The organism is Mycobacterium sp. BK086 (assembly GCA_004362315.1).
In the GTDB taxonomy this organism is placed as follows: Bacteria; Actinomycetota; Actinomycetes; order Mycobacteriales; family Mycobacteriaceae; genus Mycobacterium.
Genome location: SNWL01000009.1, coordinates 237,661 through 260,625 on the forward strand (window position 1 = coordinate 237,661; position 22,965 = coordinate 260,625).

The window sequence follows — 22,965 nt, forward strand, 5'->3', positions numbered from 1 at the left end:
CCTCGTTCACTTCGATCCGACCACTCGGCCATCGAGGCCGGTAGGGACTGAAGTCCCCAGTTCAGCGGCGGAATTCCAAAACATCCGCCAGCGGCCGGCGGGGAGTGGCCGGCGGCAGCTGGGCAATCGAGGGCACCAGCCCGACGCGGATGAGCACCTGCGGGTGGTCCTGGGTGCCGGTCAGGGCGCGGACGATGTCGCGACTGGCCTCGAGTTCGGTCATGTGGGTCAGCGTGCAACTGGCAAGTCCGGCCGCGGTCGCCTCCAGCAGGATGGCCGAGAGCGCCTCGCCGCATGCGAGCGCGTCCAGACGGGAGTCGCCGAAGGTCGACAGCACCAGGATCGTGGACCGGTCGTGATCGACCTCCGGTCGCCGGTCCGGGTGCTCTCCGGTGGGAAACGTGCGCGCGACATCGACCCGGTCCCGGTCGGCCCCCGACACCAGTGTGGTGTATGGCACCCCGTCAGATACTTCGTATCGTGCTGTCCACCAATACAATTCGGCTTGATACGAGGAGTCGTAGCGGCGCAGTGATTCGGTCAGCCGCGATGCCTGAGCCAGCTGTGGACGCACCACGTCGGGCAACACGTGCAGCGTGGTCCGCTCGGCGTCGACGATGCCGCGCAGCACCGGTTCGAAGACAGCCCAGTTCGGTGGTGATGTGAACGGCAACCGGTCGGTGTGCCGGGTCAGGATCGCATCGGCGCGGGCACGATCGATCTCGCCGACGAACTCCGATGGGCTGACGTCGACGGTGGCCACGTGGCGGGGGTCGGCGGCATCGGGGAATCGGGCGATCTCGGCACGCCACCCGGTGGCCGCGAGGACTGCCCGCAGGTGGTCGAGCACGGCGCCGCAGCTGATGATCGCCTCCCGGCCGGAGGGGTCGGTGGCGTGCGGCACCCGGGTGGTATCCAGAAACAGCTTCAGCGTGGGTCCGTCGGCGACCCAGCGCCAGGGCTGGCTGTTGTGCACCGACGGTGCACGACAAGCCAATTCGACCGCTCTGGCGATCATTCGAGGATCGAGCGGCGCCGTGGCCATGACATCAACTCTAGAAAGGCCCGGCTCGGGTGCCAGGGGCCGGAAGTCACCGAAAGATGGGCCTTACCGGCGCGGCGGGGCCAGGACCTTCATCATCATGCGCATCGCCGGTTCGGGCACCCGATCGCGCATGGCCAGTGCGGCACTGGCGACCCGGCCGCGCGCCGGGGTGCCGCGGCCGAAGATCCTGTTGAGCGGGCCGCCGGATGGTTCCAGCTCGACGTGCATAGGAGGTCCGCCGTCGGCGGCGCCCAGTGCCGACGAGATCACGATGCGCTGGATCTCGCTGGTGCCTTCGAAGATCGTGTACAGCTTCGCATCGCGATACCACTTCTCCACCGGATGGTCGCTGATGTAGCCCCAGCCGCCCATGGTCTGGATCGCTCGCTCGGTGGTCTTCACCGCGATCTCGCTGGCCGCCAGCTTGGCCATCGAACCCTCGCCGCGCTCGAACGGCACGCCGTTGGCGGCCATCCACGACGCCCGCCAGGTCAGCAGCCGGGCGGCATCGATCCCTGTGGCAAGGTCGGCCAGTGGAAAGGCGATGCCCTGATTGTCGATGATCGGGGCGCCGAACGCCTCCCGTCGATTGGCGTAGGTCGTCATGTATTCCAAAGCGGCGCGGGCGATTCCGAGTGCCTGTGCGGCCACCATCGGGCGGGTCTGTTCGAACGTGCCCAAGGTGGCCGAACCGGAGCGCCGACCGCCGGTGGCCATCGCTTCCCTCGTCTTGGCGAGCTTGTGTTCGAGCTTGTCGAGCCCGCCGAGCAGGTTCTCGGCGGGAATCCGGACACCGTCGAACTTCAGCTCGGCGGTGTGCGAGGCCCGGCAACCGAGCTTGTCGAGCTTGCGGACCAGCTCCAGACCCGGTGTGCCACCGGGCACCACGAACAGGGCCTGTCCCCGGTGGCCCAGCTCCTCGTCGACGACGGCATTGACGACGTGAACGTTGGCGATACCCCCGTTGCCGATCCACATCTTGTGTCCGTCGATCACCCAGTCCGCGTCCTTTTCTGGGCCGGACCGGCGGGCTCTGGTCCGCAGATTGCGAACGTCGCTGCCACCCTCGGGTTCGGAGATCGCCAGCGCGGCCAGCTTCAGATCGCCTGGCGTCCCGAAACATTCGGGTGCCCACGTCAGCATCTGCTCCGGAGTCGCGGCCTGGCCGATCGCGGAGAGCGCCAGTGCGGGCATCACCACCGCCAATCCGATTCCAGCGCAACCCCAGAACAGTTCCTCCATGAACATCGGCAGCGAAAGGCCGGTCGGGTCGCCGATCAGGTCCCGGTAGAACAGCGGACTGTAGAAGCCCCGCGCGGCCGCCTCTTCGAGTATCGGCCACGGGAACTCCTGGCGGCGGTCGTACTCGCCGGCTACGGGGCGGATGCAGTCGTTCGCGAATTCGTGTGTGCGGCGAGCGAGGTCGTGCTGTGCCGTCGTCGGCGTGAGGTCCAAGCCCATCGTGCGTCCCTTCGACGCCTGGGTGATACCTCCGGTACCGCATGATCAAACGTCGCACCGACAGTGCTGGAAAAAATTGGAGCCCGGGCTGCCGTGGAGTCGGGTTTTGCACGGCAGCTCGGGGCTGACTGGGATATCGACGTCCGGCGGGCAGACGTTACCGCTGCCCGGAGAAGTTTCTGGCGTCCCGCCCCGGGTAGCCGTTCTCTCATGCCGAAGACAACCAACGATGGCCGGGCCAAGAAGAGCGAACTGCCTAGCACGCTGCGGAAGTCCGAGCCGAAGGCGCAGCGGACCTTCGCCAAGGTGCACGACGCGGCGGCCGAGGAATACGGCGAGGGCGAGCGCGCGCACCGGGTGGCCTACAGCGCGTTGAAGCACAGCTACGAGAAGATCGGCGACCACTGGGAAGCCAAGGAGACCAAGGGGCCCTCGGACTCCCGGGCCCGCAGCGGCGGGCCCAACCCGACGGGCGAAACTGCCGAGGGCGTCAATGCCACCGCCAGTAAGAAGCACCTGCTCGACGTCGCCCGGCGGCTGGACATCAGCGGCCGCTCGACGATGACCAAGGGCGAGCTCGTCACCGCGATCGAGAAGGCGAACCGCCGCGCAACTCGGCGTCGCTGAAGAACTCGAGCAGGTAGCGGCTTTCCTCGATGTCACCGATCGTGCGCCGGGCCTTCCTGCGGGTGATCAGGATGCCGGTGATCGCCAGCACCCACACCACGTACTGCACACACCATGCCAGCCGGAACGACTCGAACGAGTAGCCGCCGGTGGCGCCGATGACCATGCCCATCGCCTGCATCACCAGCAGTGAGGCGAGAAATCCGCCCATGTTCACCGCACCTTGGGCGGTACCCAGCGTGGAACGTGGATTGAACGTGCGGGCGAAGTCGAAGCCGACCATCGATCCCGGGCCGCCGAACGAGATCACCACGATCAGCACGACCAGCAGCCAGCGCGGCGCGGCATGCGGCAACGCCAGCACGACCGTCCAGACCAGGGCATTGCTGACGACGATGCCCAGCACGATCCAGGAGCGCCGGTGCGGATGCCGGCCGGTGACCATGCCGATCACCACCCCGAAGACGACCGCGGCGACCACCGAGATGGTCAGCAGTGTGCCTGCCTCGCTGCGCGAAAGATTTTGCGCCACCGTCAGATACGGGACACCCCACATCAGCGCGAACACGGTGACCGAGAACTGGGTGCCCATGTGGGTGAAGAAACCCAACCGGGTGCCGGGGCGCATCCAGATGGTCTTCACGCTGGCCAAGGTCTCGCGCAGACTGACCACCGGCTCGTGCACGGTCACCCCGGGTGGCGTGTTCTTGACCAGAAGCAGGGTCAGCACGAGCGACAGCACGCCCAACGCCGCGACGGCTGTGTACGCCCGCGTCCACCCTGAGCCGATCAGCAGGGACAGGAACGGCACGGCCGAAAGAACTTGTCCGAGTTGACCTGAGATGCCGGTCAATTGGGTCACCAGCGGGATCTGCCGGGGCTTGAACCAGTGCGGCACCAGTCGCAACACCGAGATGAAGGTGAACGCGTCGCCGAGCCCGACCACGGCACGGGCTGCGATCGCGGTGGGCAGCGAGACAGTGAACGCCAGCGCGAGCTGGCCCGCGACCATCAGGGTGCCGCCCGCGATGATCATCACCTTGGAGCCATAGCGATCCAGCAGCATGCCGGCCGGGATCTGCGCGGCGGCGTAGACGATGACCTGAAGCACGACGAACGTCGAGAGCACGCCGGGGCTGGCCGAGAATCGCTTGGCGGCGTCAAGCCCCGAGACACCGAGGGTGGTGCGGTCGAGGACGGCCACGACGTAGGCCAACACTCCCGTCGACCACACAATCCAGGCCCGCACTGCCGATCACCCTTTCGCTGATTCGCCTCACCCATCATCTCTCGGCGACGCAAATTGATTCCCGGGCCGGCTAGACCCTGGTCGACGCCGGATCACCGCCGAAACGCTGAGCCAGCCACACCGGGATCACCGCGATCAGGGTCAGAGTCGCGGCCACGACGTTGATGACCGGGGCTTGATTGGGCCGGAACAGGTTGCCGAAGATCCAGATCGGCAGCGTCTGCACCGTCGGTCCTGCGGTGAACGTTGTGACGACAATCTCGTCGAAGCTCAATGCGAACGCCAGGATCGCGCCGGCCAGCAGGGCGCCGCGCATCATCGGGAAGGTCACGTACCGGAACGTCTGCCAGCCTGACGCACCCAGATCGGCCGACGCGTCGTCCAGCCCGGTGCCCATGCGGCGCAGCCGCGCCTGAGTGTTGTTGAAGACGATCACGATGCAGAACGTCGCGTGTCCGACGATGACCGTCGCCAGCCCCAGCGTCATGCCCAATGCCGAGGTGAACGTCGCGTTCAGTGCGATACCCGTCACGATTCCGGGCAGCGTGATCGGCAAGACCACCAGGAAGCTGATGGTCTGCCTGCCGAAGAACCGGTAGCGCTGGACAGCGAACGCCGCCATGGTGCCCAGCACCAGGGCGAGCGCCGTGGCGCACAAGCCCACCACCACCGAGTTGCCCAGTGAATGCCACATGCCGTCGCTGGCCCACGCGTCCGCCCACCAGCGCAGGGTGAAACCGGTGGGCGGGAAGGCGAACGTCTTGGACGAGTTGAACGCATTGACGACGACGAGAAGCAGTGGCGCGTAGAGGAAAACGAGCACGACCAGCGTCCAGATCCGGACCAACCGGCGCAGGGTGGGCGACAACATCAGACGTTCTCCAATGCGCCGGTGCGCCGCATCGCCAGCAGGTACAGCACGATCGCGGCCAACGGAATCAGCGACAGCGCGGCCGCCAGCGGCTGGTTGTTGGCGGTCACCAGCTGCCCGTAGATGATGTTGCCCAGCATCTGAGTCTTGCCACCGACGATCGTCACCGCGATGTAGTCGCCCATCGACAGCGAGAAGGTGAAGATCGAACCGGCGGCGATACCGGGAAACACCAACGGCGCCACGATGGTTCGCAGGGTGGTCACATCGGAGGCGCCCAGGTCGGCGCTGGCGTCGATCAGTGGGTCGGGCACCCGCTCGAAGGCGGCGAACACCGGGATCACCATGTAGGGCAGCCACAGGTAGGCCAGCGTGAGCACGGTGGCGATCAGGCCATAGCCCGGTGTGTAGCCCGCCACCCAGTTCAGCGGGCCTTCCGGGGACAGCAGCATCCGCCACGCGTAGGCCTTCACCAGATAGCTCGCCCACAGCGGTGTCGTCACCGCGACCACGAGGGCCAGCCGGACCCGCGGTGAGGCGACCTTGGCCATGTACAGCCCCAGCGGTACCGCGAGCACGATGCAGATCACGGTGACGCTCAATGCAATTCCGACCGTGCGCAAAGTGGCCGTGCGGAACACGGCGTCGGTGAGCACCCGCACGAAGTTGTCGCTGGTGTAGGACCGCACCACCGCACCGGTGAACGTGTCGGTGCTCCAGAACGCCGAAAGCAGCAGGACACCAAGCGAACCCAGGTACGCCACCACCAGCCAGGCCAGCGGCGGAACAAGCAGGAAAGCGAGGCGCAGGCGCCGGCCCACCGCGTGCGTCAGCCCTTGATCTGCTGCCATTTGTCGACCCACTCGCTGTAGGCCGTGCAGTTGTCACCGCTGCCGTCCACGCACTGCTTCTGCGGCGTCGTCCAGTAGCTGATCTTCTCCGCGTAGGCCGCATCCGTGGCGTGATAGGTGTCGCAGAACGTCTTGTCGGTGGTGAAGTCGCAGGCCTTGGTCTGGGCCGGGGCCTCGCCGAAGTATTCGGCGACCTGAGCGTTGACCTCGGGTGAGGTGATCCAATCCATCCACTGGTACATACAATTGGGGTTCTTGGCCTTCGACGACACCATCCAGGTGTCCGACCACCCGGTCGCGCCCTCCTTGGGCAGCACAGTTGCGATCTTCACCTTGTTGTCGGTTGTGATCATGTTGGCGATCACCTGCCAGGTGGTGCCGATCACCGAGGTGCCGGATTCGAAGGCCTGCACCGCCTTGGTGTAGTCCGACCAGTACTCGCCGATGTTGCCGTGCTGGGCCTTGAGCAGGTCGACCGAGGCGTTGAGCTGGTCCTCGGTCAGGGAGTACGGATTCTTGATTCCCAGTTCGGGTTTCGTCTTCGACAGGTACAGCGCCGCGTCGGCGATGTAGATGGGGGAGTCGTACGCGGTGACCTTGCCCTTGTATTCCGGCGCGCCCGGGAACACCGCACCCCAGGTGTCAGGGGCGCCCTTGACGACGTCGGTGTTGTACATCAGCAGGTTGGCGCCCCAGCCGTGCGGGATGCCGTACATCTGGCCGTTCACCGAGTTCCACGGCTTGTCCTTGAGGAACGCCGAGATGGTCTCGTAGTTGGGCACGAGTTTGGTGTTGACCGGTGCGACGTCGCCGGCGTAGATGAGCCGCAGCGTGGCGTCGCCGGAGGCCGAGACTCCGTCGTACTGGCCGGTGCGCATCAGCTGCAGCATCTCGTCCGAGGTGTTGCCGATCTTGACGTTGACCTTGCAGCCGGTCTTCTGCTCGAACGGATGCACCCAGTCGACCTTCGGGTCGTTGGAGCCGTCCTCGGCATAGCCGGGCCAGGCGATCAGGTTGAGCTGGCCCTCGCCCTTGCCGAGCGCGGACAGCGGCTCCATTTTCGGTGGCGCCGTGGAACTTCCGCCGCCGGAGGTGTTGGAGTTCGAACAGGCGGCGACCAGTGCGGCGCACGCGACCAGCGCGGCACCGAGGCGACGGGTGGTGGTTCTCATGGCGAGCTCCTTCTCTTATGCGGACAGGGATCGGACGGCAGTGGGCGGCCAGGCCAAGACGACCGTGGCGCCGTGGGCGATGTCGGTGGAGGTCTCGGCAGACAGCAGTGTCGCGGTCAGGCGAACCCCGGAGGCATCGGCGGCCACTCGGGTGATCGGTCCGGCGTACACCACCTCGGCGACTTCGGCTGTGACACTGCGCATTCCGGCGGGCACCGGTTCGTCCGGGGTCAGCAGCAGGATCCGCTCGGGTCTGATCGCGAACGTTCCGTCTTGCCCGACAAGGGCTTCGGCGGTCGCGCCGTCGACCACGTTGGAAGTTCCCACGAAATCGGCGACGAAGCGGTTGGCCGGGTTCTCGTACACTTCTCGCGCGGCGCCGATCTGTTCGATGCGGCCGTTGTTGAACACCGCCAGCCGGTCGCACAGGGTGAGTGCTTCATCTTGGTCGTGGGTCACGATCACGAAGGTGATGCCGACTTCGCGCTGAATTGCCTTGAGCTCCACCTGCATCTGCTCGCGCAGCTTGAGATCGAGTGCGCCAAGTGGCTCGTCGAGCAGCAGCACCTTGGGCCGACCCACGAGTGCGCGGGCCAGCGCGACGCGCTGCTGCTGTCCGCCCGACAACTGAGCGGGCTTGCGCGCGGCGTGCCCGGACAGCCGGACCATCTCCAGGGCGGCCCCGGTGCGTTCCCTGCGCTCGGCCTTGCCCACCCCTTTGACCTTGAGCCCGTATTCGACGTTCTGGGCCACCGTCATGTGCGGGAAGAGGGCGTAGTCCTGGAAGACGGTGTTGGTATCCCGCTTGGCCGGCGGCAGCGTGGTGACGTCGGCGCCGCCGAGGTGGACGGTGCCTGCCGTCGGCTGCTCGAAGCCGGCGATCATCCGCAGCACCGTGGTCTTGCCCGATCCGGACGGGCCGAGGATCGCGAACAGTTCACCGTCGTCGACGCTCAGGTCCGCGCCCTCCACGGCGGTCACGTCGCCGAATACCTTCCGCACCCCGCGCAACTCGATCTGTGGAGCGGCGGATGGCATGGGTGGATCCTACGGATTGAGTTGTCGAACCGCAGCGTCATAGGCGACTTCGCCGGTCCTCGAACGCCTGCGCGACCGGATTCGCGATCGGACGTCAAATGCCCAGACGCGATGCAGATGTGACCAGTGGCGTTGATGGGGATGGTGGGGCAGTTGTCGTACTCTGAGGCTCGTGTCTGTGTCGCGCCGCGACGTGTTGAAATTCGCCGCCGTCACCCCGGCCGCCCTGGGTCTGGGCGCCGTAGCGTCAGCGCCTGCCGCGGCCGCGGCGCCAGCCACCGCGACCACCACCCCGCTGGGCGTGCTGCTGGATTACGCCGCCGGCGTCATCAGCGCCGCCGACATCCGGGCGTCGGGCGCGCTCGGCGCGATCCGGTACGTCTCGGATCGCCGGCCGGGCGGAGAGTGGATGCTGGGCAAGCCGATTCAGCTGACCGAAGCTCGCGACCTCTATCAGGCCGGCCTGAAAATCGTGTCCAACTACCAGTTCGGCAAGCAGGACACGGCGGACTGGCTCGGCGGGCAGCAAGCCGGCCTGACGCACGCCAAGCGGGGCTGGGCGCTGCACACCGCGGCGGGCGGCCCGGTCGGAGCCCCTGTCTATGTGTCCATCGATGACGATCCCAGCCTCGATCAGTACAAGACGCAGGTCGCGCCGTACCTGCGCGCCTGGGAATCGGTGATCGGGCACCAGCGGGTCGGCGTCTACGGCAATTCCAAGGTCATCGACTGGGCGTTGCAGGACGGCATCGGGACGTGGTTCTGGCAGCACAATTGGGGTTCGCCGCAGGGCTACACGCATCCTGCCGCGCACCTGCACCAGGTGGAGATCGACAAGCGCAAGGTCGGCGGCGTCGGGGTCGACCTGAACAACGTCCTGAAGCCGCAATTCGGGCAGTGGGACTGACTCAACGGGCAAAACCTACCCATCAGTAAGAATTTGCCAGCAAACTTCTTGACGCCATTTTGGTGAACAAATGTGGACTGAAAAACCGAGCAAGTGCTTGGCTGGATGTCGTCGCGCTCGCCACCTGGCGAAAAATCCTCAGGTAACGATTCGATAACAATCGTGCTTTGATCTGCACCGTTGCGCCTACTCAACCGTAACCACCTACATGCAGGACGTTTGTCCCGGATGGTCTGGGCGGCCGTTTGGCGCTGTGTTACCCGTTGTGCTGTTACCCGTGCGTAGAACTCGCCAGTAACCAATATCGGACGGAAAATGGTGCTGGTTCTTATGCCACTCTTAGTACAGCCGGGATGTTCCGCAGGCCTTCGGGGGAGGGATCGCGCGGACGCCGTGATTCGACGGGGAATCGCCGACAAGACCTGCGCAGGGCAGCGCAGGCCTGACACGCCGACACATACGAAGCGAATGCGCGAAGACGCGACGACGAGCACCAAGGGAGATACATAAGGTGACGATCCACGAGCACGACAGGCTGTCCACGGGGGACGGATCACGGCGCGGCGGTGCCAAGCAGACCAGTACTCATGCTCTCGTCGACCGGCTCAATGCCGGCGAGCCCTACGCCGTTGCCTTCGGCGGGCAGGGCAGCGCCTGGCTGGAGACCCTCGAAGAGCTGGTCACCTCGGCCGGCATCGAATCCGAGCTCGCAACCCTCGCCGGTGAGGCTGAGCTGCTGCTGGAGCCCGTCGCCGACGAGCTGGTGGTGGTCCGCCCGATCGGCTTCGAGCCGCTGCGCTGGGTGCGCGCGCTGGCCGCCGACGAGGCGATTCCCTCGGCCAAGCAGCTGACGTCGGCGGCGGTGTCGGTTCCCGGCGTCCTGCTGACCCAGATCGCCGCCATCCGCGCGCTGGCTCGCCAGGGCATGGATCTGGCCGCCGCACCGCCGGTCGCGGTCGCAGGCCACTCTCAGGGCGTGCTGGCCGTGGAGGCGCTGCGCGCTGCCGGCGCCAAGGACGTCCAGCTGCTGGCGCTGGCTCAGCTGATCGGTGCCGCGGGCACCCTGGTGGCCCGTCGCCGCGGCATTTCGGTCCTCGGTGACCGTCCGCCGATGGTTTCGGTGACCAACGCCGAGCCCGAGCGCATCTACGAACTCCTCGAAGAGTTTGCTCAGGATGTCCGTACCGTGCTTCCTCCGGTGCTGTCGATCCGCAACGGCCGGCGCTCTGTCGTCATCACCGGCACCCCGGAGCAGCTGTCCCGTTTCGAGCTCTATTGCGAGCAGATCGCCGAGGCCGAAGCGGCCGACCGCAAGAACAAGGTGCGTGGCGGCGCGGTCTTCAAGCCGATGTTCGATCCGGTCCAGGTCGAGGTGGGCTTCCACACGCCTCGCCTGGCCGACGGCATCGACATCGTCGGCCGCTGGGCCGCCGCGGTCGGCCTTGACGTCGAGCTGGCTCGTGGCCTGGCCGACGCGATCCTGGTCCAGCAGGTGGACTGGGTCGAAGAGGTCACCGCGCTCAACGAGGCCGGCGCCCGCTGGATTCTCGACCTCGGCCCCGGTGACATCCTGACCCGACTCACCGCCCCGGTGATCCGCGGGCTGGGCATCGGCATCGTGCCGGCCGCCACCCGCGGCGGGCAGCGCAATCTGTTCACGGTCGGCGCCGTGCCCGAGGTCGCCAAGCCGTGGTCGAGCTACGCGCCCTCGGTGATCCGCCTGCCCGACGGCTCGGTGAAGCTGTCGACGAAGTTCACCCGGCTCACCGGCCGCTCGCCGATCCTGCTCGCGGGCATGACGCCGACGACCGTCGACGCCAAGATCGTCGCCGCGGCGGCCAACGCCGGACACTGGGCCGAGCTGGCCGGCGGCGGCCAGGTCACCGAGCCCATCTTCGACAAGCGCATTGCCGAGCTGGCCACGTTGCTCGAACCGGGCCGCACGATCCAGTTCAACTCGCTGTTCCTCGACCCCTACCTGTGGAAGCTGCAGCTGGGCGGTAAGCGGTTGGTGCAGAAGGCACGCCAGTCCGGGGCACCGATCGACGGCGTCGTCGTCAGCGCCGGCATCCCCGATCTGGAAGAGGCCGTCGAGCTGATCGACGAGCTGAACACCGTCGGCATCGCCCACGTGGTGTTCAAGCCGGGCACCGTCGAGCAGATCCGTTCGGTCATCCGGATCGCCGCCGAGGTGCCCACCAAGCCCGTCATCGTCCACATCGAGGGCGGCCGCGCCGGTGGCCACCACTCCTGGGAAGACCTCGACGACCTGCTGCTGACCACCTACTCCGAACTGCGCGGCCGCGCCAACATCACGGTCTGCGTCGGCGGTGGCATCGGCACGCCGGAGCGCTCGGCGGAGTACCTGTCCGGCCGGTGGTCGCTGGCCTACGGCTATCCGCTGATGCCGGTCGACGGCATCCTGGTCGGCACCGCTGCGATGGCCTGCCTGGAGGCCACCACCTCGCCGGCCGTCAAGCAGTTGCTGGTCGACACCGTCGGCACCGACACCTGGGTCGGGGCCGGAAAAGCCTTGAACGGCATGGCATCCGGGCGCAGCCAGCTCGGTGCCGACATCCACGAGATCGACAATGCCGCCTCCCGGTGCGGCCGGCTGCTCGACGATGTCGCCGGTGACGCCGACGCGGTTGCTGAGCGTCGCGAGGAGATCATCGCCGCGATGGCGGTCACCGCCAAGCCGTACTTCGGCGACGTCGCCGAGATGACCTACCTGCAGTGGCTGCAGCGCTACGTGGAACTGGCGATCGGTGACGGCGACTCGACCGCCGACACCAAGATCGCCGACTCGCCGTGGTTGGACATCACCTGGCGTGACCGCTTCGCCGAGATGCTGCAACGCGCCGAGGCCCGCCTCAATGCGAAAGACACCGGCCCGATCGAGACGCTGTTCGACGCGTCGTCGGCCGACGGCGAATGGCTGCTGGAGAACCCCGACCAGGCGCTGCAGGCGCTGACCGACCGCTACCCGGACGCATCCTCGGTGCTGCTGCACCCGGCGGACGTGCCGTTCTTCATCCAGCTGTGCAAGGTGCTGGGCAAGCCGGTGAACTTCGTCCCGGTCATCGACAAGGACGTGCGGCGCTGGTGGCGTAGCGACTCCCTGTGGCAGGCCCACGATGCGCGCTACACCGCCGATCAGGTGTGCGTCATTCCCGGCACTCAGGCCGTGGAGGGCATCACCCGGGTCGATGAGCCGGTGGGCGAACTGCTCGACCGCTTCGAGCAGGCCGCCGTCGACGAGCTGCTTGCTTCGGGCGCACAGCCCGAGCCCGCGGCCGCGCGGCTGCGCGTGCGCACCGACGTCACCGGACCGCTGGCCATCGTGCTGGATTCGCCCGACGTGCTGTGGGCAGGCCGGACCGCGTCCAACCCGGTGCATCGCATCGCGGCGCCCGCGGAGTGGCTGGTGCACGACAACCGTTCGGCGACAAACCATTCCACCGGAGCGCGACTCGAGGTCACCGGTCCTGACCGGGTGGTCCTGAGTGTCCCGCTGTCGGGCACGTGGATCGACATCGCCTACACGCTGCCGGCCACGGTGATCGACGGTGGCACCCCGGTGGTGCGCACCGAGGACGCCGCGGGCGCCATGCGTGCCGTGCTGGCCATCGCCGCCGGGGTCGACGGCCCCGACGCGCTGCCGCCGGTGGTCAACGGCTCCACCACCGTCACCGTCGGGTGGGATCCCGAGCGGGTGGCCGACCATACCGGTGTGACGGCGACGTTCGGCTCGCCGCTGGCGCCGACCCTGACGACCGTTCCCGACGCGCTGGTGGGCCGCTGCTGGCCCGCGGTGTTCGCCGCGATCGGCGGCGCGGTCACCGACACCGGTTTCCCGGTCGTCGAGGGCCTGCTGAGCCTGGTGCACCTGGACCACGCGGCCCAGCTGCTCAAGCCGCTGCCCAAGGAACCGACCCAATTGACCGTCACCGCAACGGCTTCGGTGGCCACCGATACCGAGGTCGGCCGCGTCGTGCCGGTCACGGTGAACGTGACCGACGCCAGGGGCATGATCCTCGCGGTCCTCGAGGAGCGCTTCGCGATCCTGGGTCGCAACGGCGCCAAGGAACTCGCGGATCCGGTTCGGGCCGGGGGAGCGGTGTCGTTGAACGCCACCGACACTCCGCGCCGCCGTCGCCGCGACGTCGTCATCGGTGCCCCGGTCGACATGCGTCCGTTCGCCGTGGTCTCCGGTGACCACAACCCGATCCACACCGATCAGGCCGCTGCGCTGCTGGCTGGTCTGGAGTCGCCCATCGTGCACGGCATGTGGCTGTCGGCCGCTGCCCAGCACGTGGTGACCGCCACCGACGGCAAGCCGGTCCCGCCGGCCAAGCTGATCGGCTGGACCGCCCGCTTCCTGGGCATGGTCAAGCCGGGCGACGAGATCGACTTCCGCGTCGACCGGGTCGGAATCGACCTGGGCGCAGAGGTTTTGGAAGTCACCGCCAAGGTCGGCACCGACCTCGTCATGAGCGCCACCGCGCGGTTGGCGGCGCCGAAGACGGTGTACGCCTTCCCGGGTCAGGGCATCCAGCACAAGGGCATGGGCATGGAGGTGCGTGCGCGCTCCAAGGCTGCCCGCAAGGTGTGGGACACCGCCGACAAGTTCACCCGCGACACCCTGGGCTTCTCGGTGCTGCATGTGGTGCGCGACAACCCGACCAGCCTGATCGCCTCCGGTGTGCACTACCAGCACCCCGAGGGCGTGCTCTACCTGACGCAGTTCACCCAGGTGGCGATGGCCACCGTCGCCGCCGCTCAGGTGGCCGAGATGCGGGAGCAGGGCGCGTTCGTCGAGGGTGCGATCGCCTGCGGTCACTCGGTGGGTGAGTACACCGCGCTGGCGTGCGTGTCGAACGTCTACAAGCTGGAAGCGTTGCTGGAGGTGGTGTTCCACCGCGGCAGCAAGATGCACGACATCGTGCCGCGTGACGAGATGGGCCGGTCCAACTACCGGCTGGCGGCCATCCGCCCGTCGCAGATCGACCTGGCGGACGCCGACGTCAAGGACTTTGTCGCCGAAATCGCCGAACGCACAAGCGAATTCCTGCAGATCGTCAACTTCAACCTGCGCGGCTCGCAGTACGCGATCGCCGGCACGGTGCGCGGTCTGGAGGCGCTGGAAGAAGAGGTCGAGCGGCGTCGCGAGATCAGCGGCGGCAAGCGGTCGTTCATCCTGGTCCCCGGCATCGACGTGCCGTTCCACTCCGACGTGCTGCGGGTCGGTGTCGACGACTTCCGCCGGGCGCTGGAACGCGTCATGCCCGAGGATCCGGACCCGGCTCTGATCGTCGGGCGCTACATCCCGAACCTGGTGCCGCGGCCCTTCACCCTGGACCGTGACTTCATCCAGGAGATCCGCGACCTGGTGCCCGCCGAGCCGCTCGACGAAGTGCTGGCCGACTACGACACCTGGCGCAACGAGAAGCCTGGCCAGCTGTGCCGCAAGATCGTCGTCGAGTTGCTGGCCTGGCAGTTCGCCAGCCCGGTGCGCTGGATCGAGACGCAGGACCTCCTGTTCATCGAGGAGGCCGCGGGCGGCCTGGGTGTCGAGCGCTTCGTCGAGATCGGCGTGAAGTCCGCGCCGACGGTGGCCGGCCTGGCCGGTAACACCCTGAAGTTGCCCGAATATGCCCACAGCACAGTGGAAGTGCTCAACTCCGAGCGCGATGCCGCGGTGTTGTTCGCCAACGACACCGATCCGGAACCGGACGACGAGCCCGAAGCCCCCGCCGCCGAGGCGCCTGCCGAAGCCGCGGCCGACGCCGCCCCGGCGGCACCGGCACCGGCAGCTGCACCCTCGGGTGGGCCGCGCCCCGACGACATCGGATTCGACGCGGGCGACGCCACTTTGGCGCTGATCGCGTTGAGCGCCAAGATGCGCATCGATCAGATCGAGCCGCTGGATTCGATCGAATCGATCACCGACGGTGCGTCCTCGCGGCGGAACCAGCTGCTGGTCGACCTCGGTTCGGAGCTGAACTTGGGCGCCATCGACGGTGCTGCCGAGGCGGACCTGGCATCGCTGAAGGGTCAGGTCTCCAAGCTGGCGCGCACCTACAAGCCGTTCGGCCCGGTGCTCTCGGACTCGATCAACGATCAGTTGCGCACGGTGCTCGGCCCGTCGGGCAAGCGTCCGGCCGCGATCGCCGAGCGGGTGAAGAAGACCTGGGAACTGGGCGACGGCTGGGCCAAGCACGTCACCGCCGAACTGGCGCTGGGCACCCGTGAGGGCAGCAGCGTGCGCGGTGGTGCGTTGGGCGGCCTGCACGACGGTGCGCTGGCCGACGCCGCGTCCGTGGACAAGGCGATCGACGCCGCGGTCGCTTCGGTGGCTGCCCGCAAGGGGATTGCGGTGTCGCTGCCCTCGGCAGGCGGTGGCGGTGGCGGCGTGGTCGATTCGGCCGCGCTGACCGAGTTCGCCGAGACGGTCACCGGCCGCGACGGCGTGCTGGCCTCGGCCGCTCGCATGGTGCTGGGCCAGCTCGGTCTGGACAACCCGGTGTCGGCCGCTCCGACCTCGACAGACGCCGAACTCATCGATCTGGTGACCGCCGAGCTGGGCTCGGACTGGCCACGGCTGGTGGCGCCGGCATTCGACGCCAAGAAGGCTGTCGTCCTCGACGACCGCTGGGCCAGTGCGCGTGAAGATCTGGTCAAGCTGTGGCTGGCCGACGAGGGCGATATCGACGCCGACTGGATGCACCTCGGTGAGCGTTTCGAGGGTGCGGGCAATGTCGTTGCCACCCAGGCCAACTGGTGGCAGGGCCGCGCCCTGGCCGCGGGCCGCAACATCCACGCCTCGCTGTTCGGCCGGATCGCCGCGGGCGCTGAAAATCCCGGAACCGGTCAATATTCCGACGAGGTCGCGGTGGTCACCGGCGCGTCCAAGGGCTCGATCGCCGCATCCGTGGTGGCGGCTCTGCTCGACGGTGGCGCCACGGTGGTCGCGACGACCTCCAAGCTCGACGACGATCGCCTCGCGTTCTACAAGGCGCTCTACCGCGACCACGCCCGCTACGGCGCGTCGCTGTGGGTGGTCCCGGCCAACATGGCCTCCTACGCCGACATCGACGCACTGGCGACATGGGTCGGTAGCGAGCAGACCGAAAGCCTTGGGCCGCAGTCGATCCACCTCAAGGACGCGCTGACCCCGACGCTGCTGTTCCCGTTCGCCGCGCCGCGCGTGGCCGGTGACCTGTCGGAGGCCGGCTCGCGTTCCGAGATGGAGATGAAGGTCCTGCTGTGGGCCGTCGAGCGGCTGATCGGTGGGCTGTCGTCCATCGGCGCCGAGCGTGACATCGCCTCACGTCTGCACGTGGTGCTGCCCGGTTCACCCAACCGCGGCATGTTCGGCGGTGACGGCGCCTACGGCGAGTCGAAGTCCGCACTCGACGCGGTGGTCAACCGCTGGAACGCGGAAACCTCGTGGGCACAGCGGGTCAGCTTCGCGCACGCCCTGATCGGCTGGACCAAGGGCACCGGGCTGATGGGCCACAACGACGCCATCGTCGGTGCGGTCGAGGAAGCCGGTGTCACCACCTACAGCACCGAAGAGATGGCAGCCATGCTGCTGGATCTGTGCACGGTGGAGGCCAAGGTCGCCTCCGCGCACACCCCGCTGAAGGTCGACCTGACCGGTGGGCTCGGCGATGTCCAGCTCGACATGGCCGAGCTGGCTGCCAAGGCCCGCGAGGAAATGACTGCTGAGGCAGCGGAATCCGCCGACGAGCCGGCTGCGGGCACCATTGCCGCCCTGCCGTCGCCGCCGCGCGGCTACGTCGCGAACACTCCGCCGGCGTGGGCTGATCTCGACGTCGACCCGGCCGACCTGGTGGTCATCGTCGGCGGTGCCGAGCTCGGCCCGTACGGCTCGTCGCGCACCCGCTTCGAGATGGAGGTCGACAACGAGCTGTCGGCGGCCGGTGTCCTCGAATTGGCCTGGACCACAGGGCTGATCGTGTGGGAGGACGACCCCAAGCCGGGCTGGTACGACAGTGCCTCCGGTGAGCTGGTCGACGAGGCCGATCTGGTCGAGCGCTATCACGACGCGGTCGTGGAGCGGTGCGGCATCCGCGAATTCGTCGACGACGGGGCCATCGATCCCGACCACGCGTCGCCGCTGATGGTCAGTGTCTTCCTGGACAAGGACTTCCGGTTCGTCGTGTCCTCGGAAGCTGACGCCCGTGCGTTCGTCGAGTTCGATCCCGAGCACACCGTCACCCGTCCGGTGCCGGACTCGTCAGACTGGGAAGTGATCCGCAAGGCGGGCACCGAGATTCGCGTGCCGCGCAAGACCAAGCTGTCGCGGACGGTGGGGGCGCAGATCCCGACCGGCTTCGACCCGACGGTCTGGGGTATCAGCCCGGACATGGCCAGCTCCATCGATCGGGTGGCGCTGTGGAACATCGTCGCCACCGTCGACGCGTTCCTGTCCTCCGGATTCACTCCGACCGAGCTGATGCGCTGGGTGCACCCGAGCCTGGTGGCCTCGACGCAGGGCACCGGTATGGGCGGTATGACGTCGATGCAGACGATGTACCACGGCAACCTGATGGGCAAGGCCAAGCCGAACGACATCCTGCAGGAGGTGCTGCCGAACGTCGTTGCCGCGCACGTGATCCAGTCCTACGTCGGCAGCTACGGCTCGATGATCCATCCGGTCGGCGCGTGCGCCACTGCGGCGGTCTCGGTCGAGGAGGGCATGGACAAGATCCGCCTCGGCAAGGCCGAGCTGGTGGTCACCGGTGGCTTCGACGACATGACACTGGAAGCCGTCATCGGCTTCGGTGACATGGCGGCGACCGCCGAGACCGCGACGATGCGGGCCAAGGGCATCAGCGACTCGAAGTTCTCCCGCGCCAACGACCGTCGCCGGTTGGGCTTCCTGGAAGCGCAGGGCGGTGGCACCATCCTGCTGGCGCGCGGCGACCTGGCGCTGAAGATGGGCCTGCCGGTGCTGGCCGTGGTCGGCTACGCGCAGAGCTTCGGCGACGGCGTGCACACCTCGATCCCGGCTCCGGGGCTCGGTGCGCTGGGTGCCGGTCGCGGCGGCAAGGACTCGCAGCTGGCCCGCGCGTTGGCCAAGCTGGGCGTCGGCGCCGACGACATCGCGGTGATCTCCAAGCACGACACCTCGACGCTGGCCAACGATCCCAACGAGACCGAGCTGCACGAGCGGCTCGCGGACTCGATGGGCCGTGCCGCCGGTGCGCCGCTGTTCATCGTCAGCCAGAAGAGCCTGACCGGCCACGCCAAGGGCGGCGCCGCGGTCTTCCAGATGATGGGGCTCTGCCAGATCCTGCGCGACGGCGTCATCCCGCCGAACCGCAGCCTGGACTGCGTCGACGACGAGCTGGCCACCTCCGGGCACTTCGTGTGGGCGCGGGAGACCCTGCGCCTTGGCGACAAGTTCCCGCTCAAGGCGGGTCTGGTCACCAGCCTCGGCTTCGGTCACGTGTCGGGTCTGATCGCGCTGGTGCACCCGCAGGCCTTCCTGGCCTCGCTCAGTGCCGAGGAGCGAGCGGATTACACCAAGCGGGCGAACGAGCGCGTGCTCGCCGGTCAGCGACGACTGGCTTCGGCCATCGCCGGTGGACGGCCGATGTACGAGAAGCCTGCCGATCGCCGGTTCGACCACGACTCGCCTGAGAAGCGTCAGGAAGCGGCCATGCTGCTCGACCCGGCCTCACGGCTGGGCGATGACGATGTCTATGTGAGGTAGGGTCTCCGGCGTGGCGATAGTCGGTGTGGGGATCGATGTGGTCTCCATTCCCGACTTTGCCGAGCAGGTGGACCAGCCGGGCACGGTGTTCGCCGAGACGTTCACCCCGGGTGAGCGCCGTGACGCCGCCGACAAGAGTTCGGTGGCGGCGCGGCACTTGGCCGCCCGGTGGGCCGCCAAGGAAGCCGTCATCAAGGCGTGGTCGGGTTCGCGGTTCGCGCAACGTCCGGTCCTGCCGGAAGGCATCCACCGCGACATCGAGGTGATCACCGATATGTGGGGCCGGCCCAAGGTCCGCCTTACCGGTGACATCGCCAAGCATCTGGCCGAGGTGACCATTCACGTGTCGCTGACGCATGAGGGTGATACCGCCGCCGCGGTCGCCATCCTGGAGACGCTGTAACCCTCAGCCGGTGTGCTGGGCGATCTGAATCAAGTTGCCGCAGGTGTCATCCAGCACGGCAGTGATCACCGGTCCCATGTCGACGGGCTCCTGGGTGAACGTCACCCCGAGCGCACTCAGGCGCGCGAACTCCGCGCGGACGTCGTCGACGGCGAATGAGGTGAACGGGATTCCGTCGGCCACCAAGGCCTCCTTGAACGGTCTGACCGCCGGATGGCTGTCCGGTTCGAGGACGAGTTCGGTGCCGTCGGGGTGGTCCGGGGACACCACGCTGATCCACCGGTGCTCGCCCATCGGGATGTCGTGCTTGGTGGTGAATCCCAGAACGTCGGTGTAGAACCGCAGAGCCGTGTCCTGGTCGTCGACCAGCACGCTGGTCAGGTTGATTCGCATGCTCAATCCTCCGCTTTCTTCAACCACCGCTCGACGATCGGCGCCAGCGGTGCGGGGTTGATGTCGTGGTACTTGTAGCGACCCGAACGCCGCGTCTCGACCAGACCCGCGGCTTCGAGAAGGTCGAGGTGTTGCGAAATCGCTTGTCGTGACAGGCCCAGCCCATGCTTGGTCGCCAGGCGGGCGCAGATTTCGAAGAGCGTCTGCCCATTCCGGTCGGTCAGCTCATCGAGGATGGTTCGGCGTGTGGGGTCCGCCAAGGCCTTGAAGACGTCACCCACGTGTTCGGACAATAGGCAAGTAATTCCTTGCATGTCAATGGTGGCCGAAAGGTTCCCGCTAACGTCGTCTGCATGAGCGATCTCGTCGAACGCGTGCAGGCCGTGCTTCCGTCGGTGCGCGCCGATCTGGAAGACCTGGTGCGGATCCAATCGGTCTGGGCCGACCCGGCCCGCCGCGACGAGGTGCACCGCAGCGCACAAGCCGTCGCAGACCTACTGACCAAGGCCGGCTTCGGCCAGGTCGAGATCGTCGCCGAGGGTGGTGCGCCCGCGGTGATCGCCCATCACCCAGCCCCTCCGGGTGCACCGACCGTGCTGCTGTACGCCCATCACGACGTGCAGCCCGAAGGTGATCCGGCGCAATGGAATTCGGACCCGTTCGAGCCCGTCGAACGCGATGGCCGGCTGTACGGGCGCGGCACCGCCGACGACAAGGCAGGCATCGCCACGCATCTGGCGGCATTCCGGGCGCACGACGGCAATCCGCCGGTCGGGGTGACCGTGTTCGTGGAAGGGGAGGAGGAGTCCGGCTCCCCGTCACTGGGCCGACTGCTGGCCGCGCACAAAGACAAGCTGGCCGCCGACGTCATCGTGATCGCGGACTCCGACAACTGGACCTCGGAGATCCCGGCGCTGACGGTGTCGCTGCGCGGGCTTGCCGACTGCGTGGTCGAGGTCGCGACTTTGGATCACGGCCTGCACTCGGGGCTGTGGGGCGGCGTGGTGCCCGACGCGTTGAGTGTTCTGGTGCGCCTGCTGGCGAGCCTGCACGACGACGACGGCAACGTGGCGGTGCAGGGCTTGTACGAGACGAGTGCGGCCGACGTGGATCGCGGACCGCAATGGGTGCGGGCCGAATCCGGGCTGCTCGACGGCGTGCACGAAATCGGTTCTGGCCCTGTGGCTCAACGCATGTGGGCCAAACCGGCGATCACCGTCATCGGCATCGACACCACGCCAATCGGCAAGGCGTCGAACACGCTGATTCCGCGCGCCAGCGCGAAGGTCAGCATGCGGGTGGCTCCGGGGGGTGACGCCGCGGCGCATCTGCACGCGCTGCGCAAGCACCTCGAACAGCACGCCCCGTGGGGCGCACACGTCAAGGTCATCCCGGGCGATATCGGCCAGCCCTACGCGATCGACGCCAGCGGGCCGGTCTACGACGCGGCTCGCGCCGCGTTCCGTCAGGCCTGGGGCGTCGATGTCGTCGACATGGGGATGGGCGGCTCGATCCCGTTCATCGCCGAGTTCGCCAAGGCGTTCCCCGACGCCACCATCCTGGTCACCGGGGTGGAGGATCCGAGCACCCAGGCGCACAGTGTCAACGAGAGTCTGCATCTCGGCGTGCTGGAGCGTGCCGCCACCACCGAGGCGCTGCTGCTGGGGAAACTGGGCGAGGTCTAGCCTGGCCCGTTCGAGTAGTGCGATACGCGTGCAGTGTGTTGCGAGCCGAATTATTGTCGGTTTCGTCAATACCCCTGTTCCTGGGAGTCCGCGTGACGAAGACACACCTGCTCGCCGCCATGCCGCTCGCCGGCGCACTTGTCGCAACGGCAATCAGCGCGGCGCCCGCAGCCTCGGCCGACTGCGCGTCCTTCTTCGGATTGGGTAACACGGCGAACTGTCAGAGCGGTCCGACCAGTATCGCGATTGCGGTCGGGCCCAACGCGACCGCGACGGCGGCGGGATGGTTCGGGGCCGCCCTCGCCGTAGGCCGCGTTCCGCTGATCGGGACGGACAACTTGGGCGTGGCCACCGCGACCACCAGCGGCGCCTTTACGTTTGCGTGGGCGTGGGGCGACAACGTGACCGCTCAAGCCGGGGATTTGGTTGGGATCGCCACCCAGTGGGGCACCAACGGCACGACCATCACGAAGGGTGCCTTCAATATCGCTCAGGCGATCACCAACCCGTTCCCGTTCTTGTTGCCGCCTACCTCCGAGATCGGAATGACGTTGGCCAACGGCGTCGGCAATGTGGTCACCAATGGCGCATTCGTCACCGAGCCGGGGAAGAGCGTCTCGGCGGTCGGCTTCGGCAACTTCGCCTTCAACGGCTGGGGGTTCAACAACGTCGTCAAATCAGGTGGCAGCCAAACCAGTTTCTTCAACTCGGCGATCGACGCGTTCACCAGTGGCGACGTGACCGCGGGCCCCGGCCCCTTCGCCATCGCGATCGCCTTCGGCCAGGCGCCGGGCGAAAGCACCACCCAGGTGGGCCCGGGTATCAAGCTCGGGGTCGGCACCGGACTACCGAACCTGCCCCAGCCGGTAGCAGCATCAGCCCGGCCGAACAAGAAGGCGGCACCCAAGCCGGCTGCCAGCCGCAGTGCTGACAGCGGTAAGAAGTCCAGCGTCGCCTCGGGTGCCAGGCAGCGCCACAAGAAGTCGGACTAGACCGAGATATCGCGGCGCAGCTTGGCGACGTGGCCGGTGGCCTTGACGTTGTACTGGGCGACCTCGATCTTGCCCTTCTCGTCGACCACGAACGTCGAGCGGATGACGCCCTGAACGAGCTTGCCGTACAGCTTCTTCTCGCCGTAGGCGCCCCACTCGGTGAGGACCTTCTTGTCGGGGTCCGACAGCAGCGGGAACGTCAGCGCGTCGCGGTCGGTGAACTTGGCCAGCTTCTCCGGCTTGTCCGGAGAGATGCCGACGACGTCGATGCCCGCGCCGTTCAGCTCGGCCAGGCTGTCGCGGAAGTCGCACGCCTGCTTGGTGCAGCCCGGCGTCATCGCGGCCGGGTAGAAGTAGACGATCACCTTGCGGCCCTTGAAGTCGGACAACTTGACGGTCTTGCCCTCGGCATCCGGCAAGCTGAACGCGGGTGCTTTGTCGCCGACTTCGAGGCGCGCGGTCTCGGTCACCTAGTGATCCCTTCATCTCCCGGTGCATCGGGGTTGGCCCGGGTTGCTCTAGG

Annotated in this window: 16 protein-coding genes; 6 read left to right on the plus strand and 10 right to left on the minus strand. The window is 67.4% G+C overall.

Features of this window, described 5'->3' with window-relative positions; genetic code table 11:
- Positions 1-61: 61 nt before the first annotated feature.
- Both EV580_RS30410 and EV580_RS30415 read right to left on the minus strand, forming a co-directional pair.
- Positions 62-1,045: an Acg family FMN-binding oxidoreductase gene (locus tag EV580_RS30410; RefSeq protein WP_133696372.1), complete on the minus strand. Its 984-nt coding sequence runs from the start codon at positions 1,043-1,045 to the stop codon at positions 62-64.
- A 63-nt stretch (positions 1,046-1,108) separates the two neighbouring features.
- Positions 1,109-2,506: an acyl-CoA dehydrogenase family protein gene (locus tag EV580_RS30415; RefSeq protein WP_133696373.1), complete on the minus strand. Its 1,398-nt coding sequence runs from the start codon at positions 2,504-2,506 to the stop codon at positions 1,109-1,111.
- A gap of 210 nt (positions 2,507-2,716) precedes the next feature.
- On the opposite strand from EV580_RS30415, the gene EV580_RS30420 reads away from it, so the two are divergent.
- Entirely contained in the window at positions 2,717-3,133 is a 417-nt protein-coding gene (locus EV580_RS30420) for a ChaB family protein (protein WP_133696375.1), read from the plus strand.
- Here the strand turns inward: EV580_RS30420 and EV580_RS30425 are convergent.
- The 5 genes from EV580_RS30425 to EV580_RS30445 all read right to left on the minus strand — a co-directional run bounded on the left by EV580_RS30425 (position 3,087) and on the right by EV580_RS30445 (position 8,314).
- On the minus strand, positions 3,087-4,382 hold the full coding sequence (locus EV580_RS30425) for an MFS transporter (protein ID WP_133696376.1): 1,296 nt from the start codon (positions 4,380-4,382) through the stop codon (positions 3,087-3,089). The two genes, EV580_RS30420 and EV580_RS30425, sit on opposite strands and share 47 nt — an antisense overlap.
- Positions 4,383-4,452: 70 nt before the next feature.
- Positions 4,453-5,253 carry an ABC transporter permease gene (locus tag EV580_RS30430; RefSeq protein WP_133696378.1) on the minus strand — a complete coding sequence of 267 codons (801 nt, stop codon included), beginning with the start codon at positions 5,251-5,253 and terminating at the stop codon, positions 4,453-4,455.
- Entirely contained in the window at positions 5,253-6,104 is an 852-nt protein-coding gene (locus EV580_RS30435; RefSeq protein WP_133696380.1) for an ABC transporter permease, read from the minus strand. Before EV580_RS30435 ends, EV580_RS30430 begins: the two co-directional genes overlap by 1 nt.
- Positions 6,083-7,276 (minus strand): ABC transporter substrate-binding protein, encoded by a 1,194-nt coding sequence (locus EV580_RS30440; protein WP_133696381.1) that lies wholly within the window; start codon positions 7,274-7,276, stop codon positions 6,083-6,085. Before EV580_RS30440 ends, EV580_RS30435 begins: the two co-directional genes overlap by 22 nt.
- A gap of 15 nt (positions 7,277-7,291) precedes the next feature.
- Positions 7,292-8,314 (minus strand): ABC transporter ATP-binding protein, encoded by a 1,023-nt coding sequence (locus EV580_RS30445; RefSeq protein ID WP_133696383.1) that lies wholly within the window; start codon positions 8,312-8,314, stop codon positions 7,292-7,294.
- Positions 8,315-8,486: 172 nt separating this feature from the next.
- Here EV580_RS30445 and EV580_RS30450 point away from each other — a divergent pair, with 172 nt between their 5' ends.
- The 3 genes from EV580_RS30450 (at position 8,487) to acpS (ending at position 19,372) form a co-directional block, all read left to right on the plus strand.
- Complete coding sequence (locus tag EV580_RS30450) at positions 8,487-9,221, plus strand: DUF1906 domain-containing protein (RefSeq protein ID WP_133696385.1); 735 nt, start codon at positions 8,487-8,489, stop codon at positions 9,219-9,221.
- A gap of 511 nt (positions 9,222-9,732) precedes the next feature.
- A complete protein-coding gene (locus tag EV580_RS30455; RefSeq protein WP_133696386.1) occupies positions 9,733-18,969 on the plus strand; it encodes a type I polyketide synthase in 9,237 nt (3,078 codons plus the stop codon).
- Positions 18,970-18,979: 10 nt separating this feature from the next.
- A complete protein-coding gene (gene acpS / locus EV580_RS30460) occupies positions 18,980-19,372 on the plus strand; it encodes a holo-ACP synthase AcpS (protein WP_083119904.1) in 393 nt (130 codons plus the stop codon).
- Positions 19,373-19,375: 3 nt separating this feature from the next.
- Here acpS and EV580_RS30465 read toward each other — a convergent pair whose 3' ends face one another.
- Positions 19,376-19,765, minus strand: coding sequence for a VOC family protein (locus EV580_RS30465; protein ID WP_133696388.1), 390 nt, complete (start codon positions 19,763-19,765; stop codon positions 19,376-19,378).
- A gap of 2 nt (positions 19,766-19,767) precedes the next feature.
- On the minus strand, positions 19,768-20,079 hold the full coding sequence (locus tag EV580_RS30470) for an ArsR/SmtB family transcription factor (protein WP_208114679.1): 312 nt from the start codon (positions 20,077-20,079) through the stop codon (positions 19,768-19,770).
- 39 nt (positions 20,080-20,118) lie between these two features.
- Between EV580_RS30470 and EV580_RS30475 the strand changes: the two genes are divergently transcribed.
- Positions 20,119-21,450 (plus strand): dipeptidase, encoded by a 1,332-nt coding sequence (locus tag EV580_RS30475; RefSeq protein WP_133696391.1) that lies wholly within the window; start codon positions 20,119-20,121, stop codon positions 21,448-21,450.
- A 92-nt stretch (positions 21,451-21,542) separates the two neighbouring features.
- Positions 21,543-22,442, plus strand: a complete 900-nt coding sequence (locus EV580_RS30480; protein ID WP_133696393.1) for a hypothetical protein — start codon at positions 21,543-21,545, stop codon at positions 22,440-22,442.
- On the opposite strand, the gene bcp is transcribed toward EV580_RS30480, so the two are convergent.
- Complete coding sequence (gene bcp / locus EV580_RS30485; protein ID WP_133696394.1) at positions 22,439-22,912, minus strand: thioredoxin-dependent thiol peroxidase; 474 nt, start codon at positions 22,910-22,912, stop codon at positions 22,439-22,441. The two genes, EV580_RS30480 and bcp, sit on opposite strands and share 4 nt — an antisense overlap.
- Positions 22,913-22,965 lie beyond the last annotated feature (53 nt).

Bases quoted from the DNA above. Each gene is read 5' to 3' on its own strand.
- EV580_RS30410 (WP_133696372.1), bottom strand. From the start codon at position 1,045: ATGGCCACGGCGCCGCTCGATCCTCGAATGATCGCCAGAGCGGTCGAA.
- EV580_RS30415 (WP_133696373.1), bottom strand. From the start codon at position 2,506: ATGGGCTTGGACCTCACGCCGACGACGGCACAGCACGACCTCGCTCGC.
- EV580_RS30420 (WP_133696375.1), top strand. From the start codon at position 2,717: ATGCCGAAGACAACCAACGATGGCCGGGCCAAGAAGAGCGAACTGCCT.
- EV580_RS30430 (WP_133696378.1), bottom strand. From the start codon at position 5,253: ATGTTGTCGCCCACCCTGCGCCGGTTGGTCCGGATCTGGACGCTGGTC.
- EV580_RS30435 (WP_133696380.1), bottom strand. From the start codon at position 6,104: ATGGCAGCAGATCAAGGGCTGACGCACGCGGTGGGCCGGCGCCTGCGC.
- EV580_RS30440 (WP_133696381.1), bottom strand. From the start codon at position 7,276: ATGAGAACCACCACCCGTCGCCTCGGTGCCGCGCTGGTCGCGTGCGCC.
- EV580_RS30445 (WP_133696383.1), bottom strand. From the start codon at position 8,314: ATGCCATCCGCCGCTCCACAGATCGAGTTGCGCGGGGTGCGGAAGGTA.
- EV580_RS30465 (WP_133696388.1), bottom strand. From the start codon at position 19,765: ATGCGAATCAACCTGACCAGCGTGCTGGTCGACGACCAGGACACGGCT.
- EV580_RS30470 (WP_208114679.1), bottom strand. From the start codon at position 20,079: ATGCAAGGAATTACTTGCCTATTGTCCGAACACGTGGGTGACGTCTTC.
- EV580_RS30475 (WP_133696391.1), top strand. From the start codon at position 20,119: ATGAGCGATCTCGTCGAACGCGTGCAGGCCGTGCTTCCGTCGGTGCGC.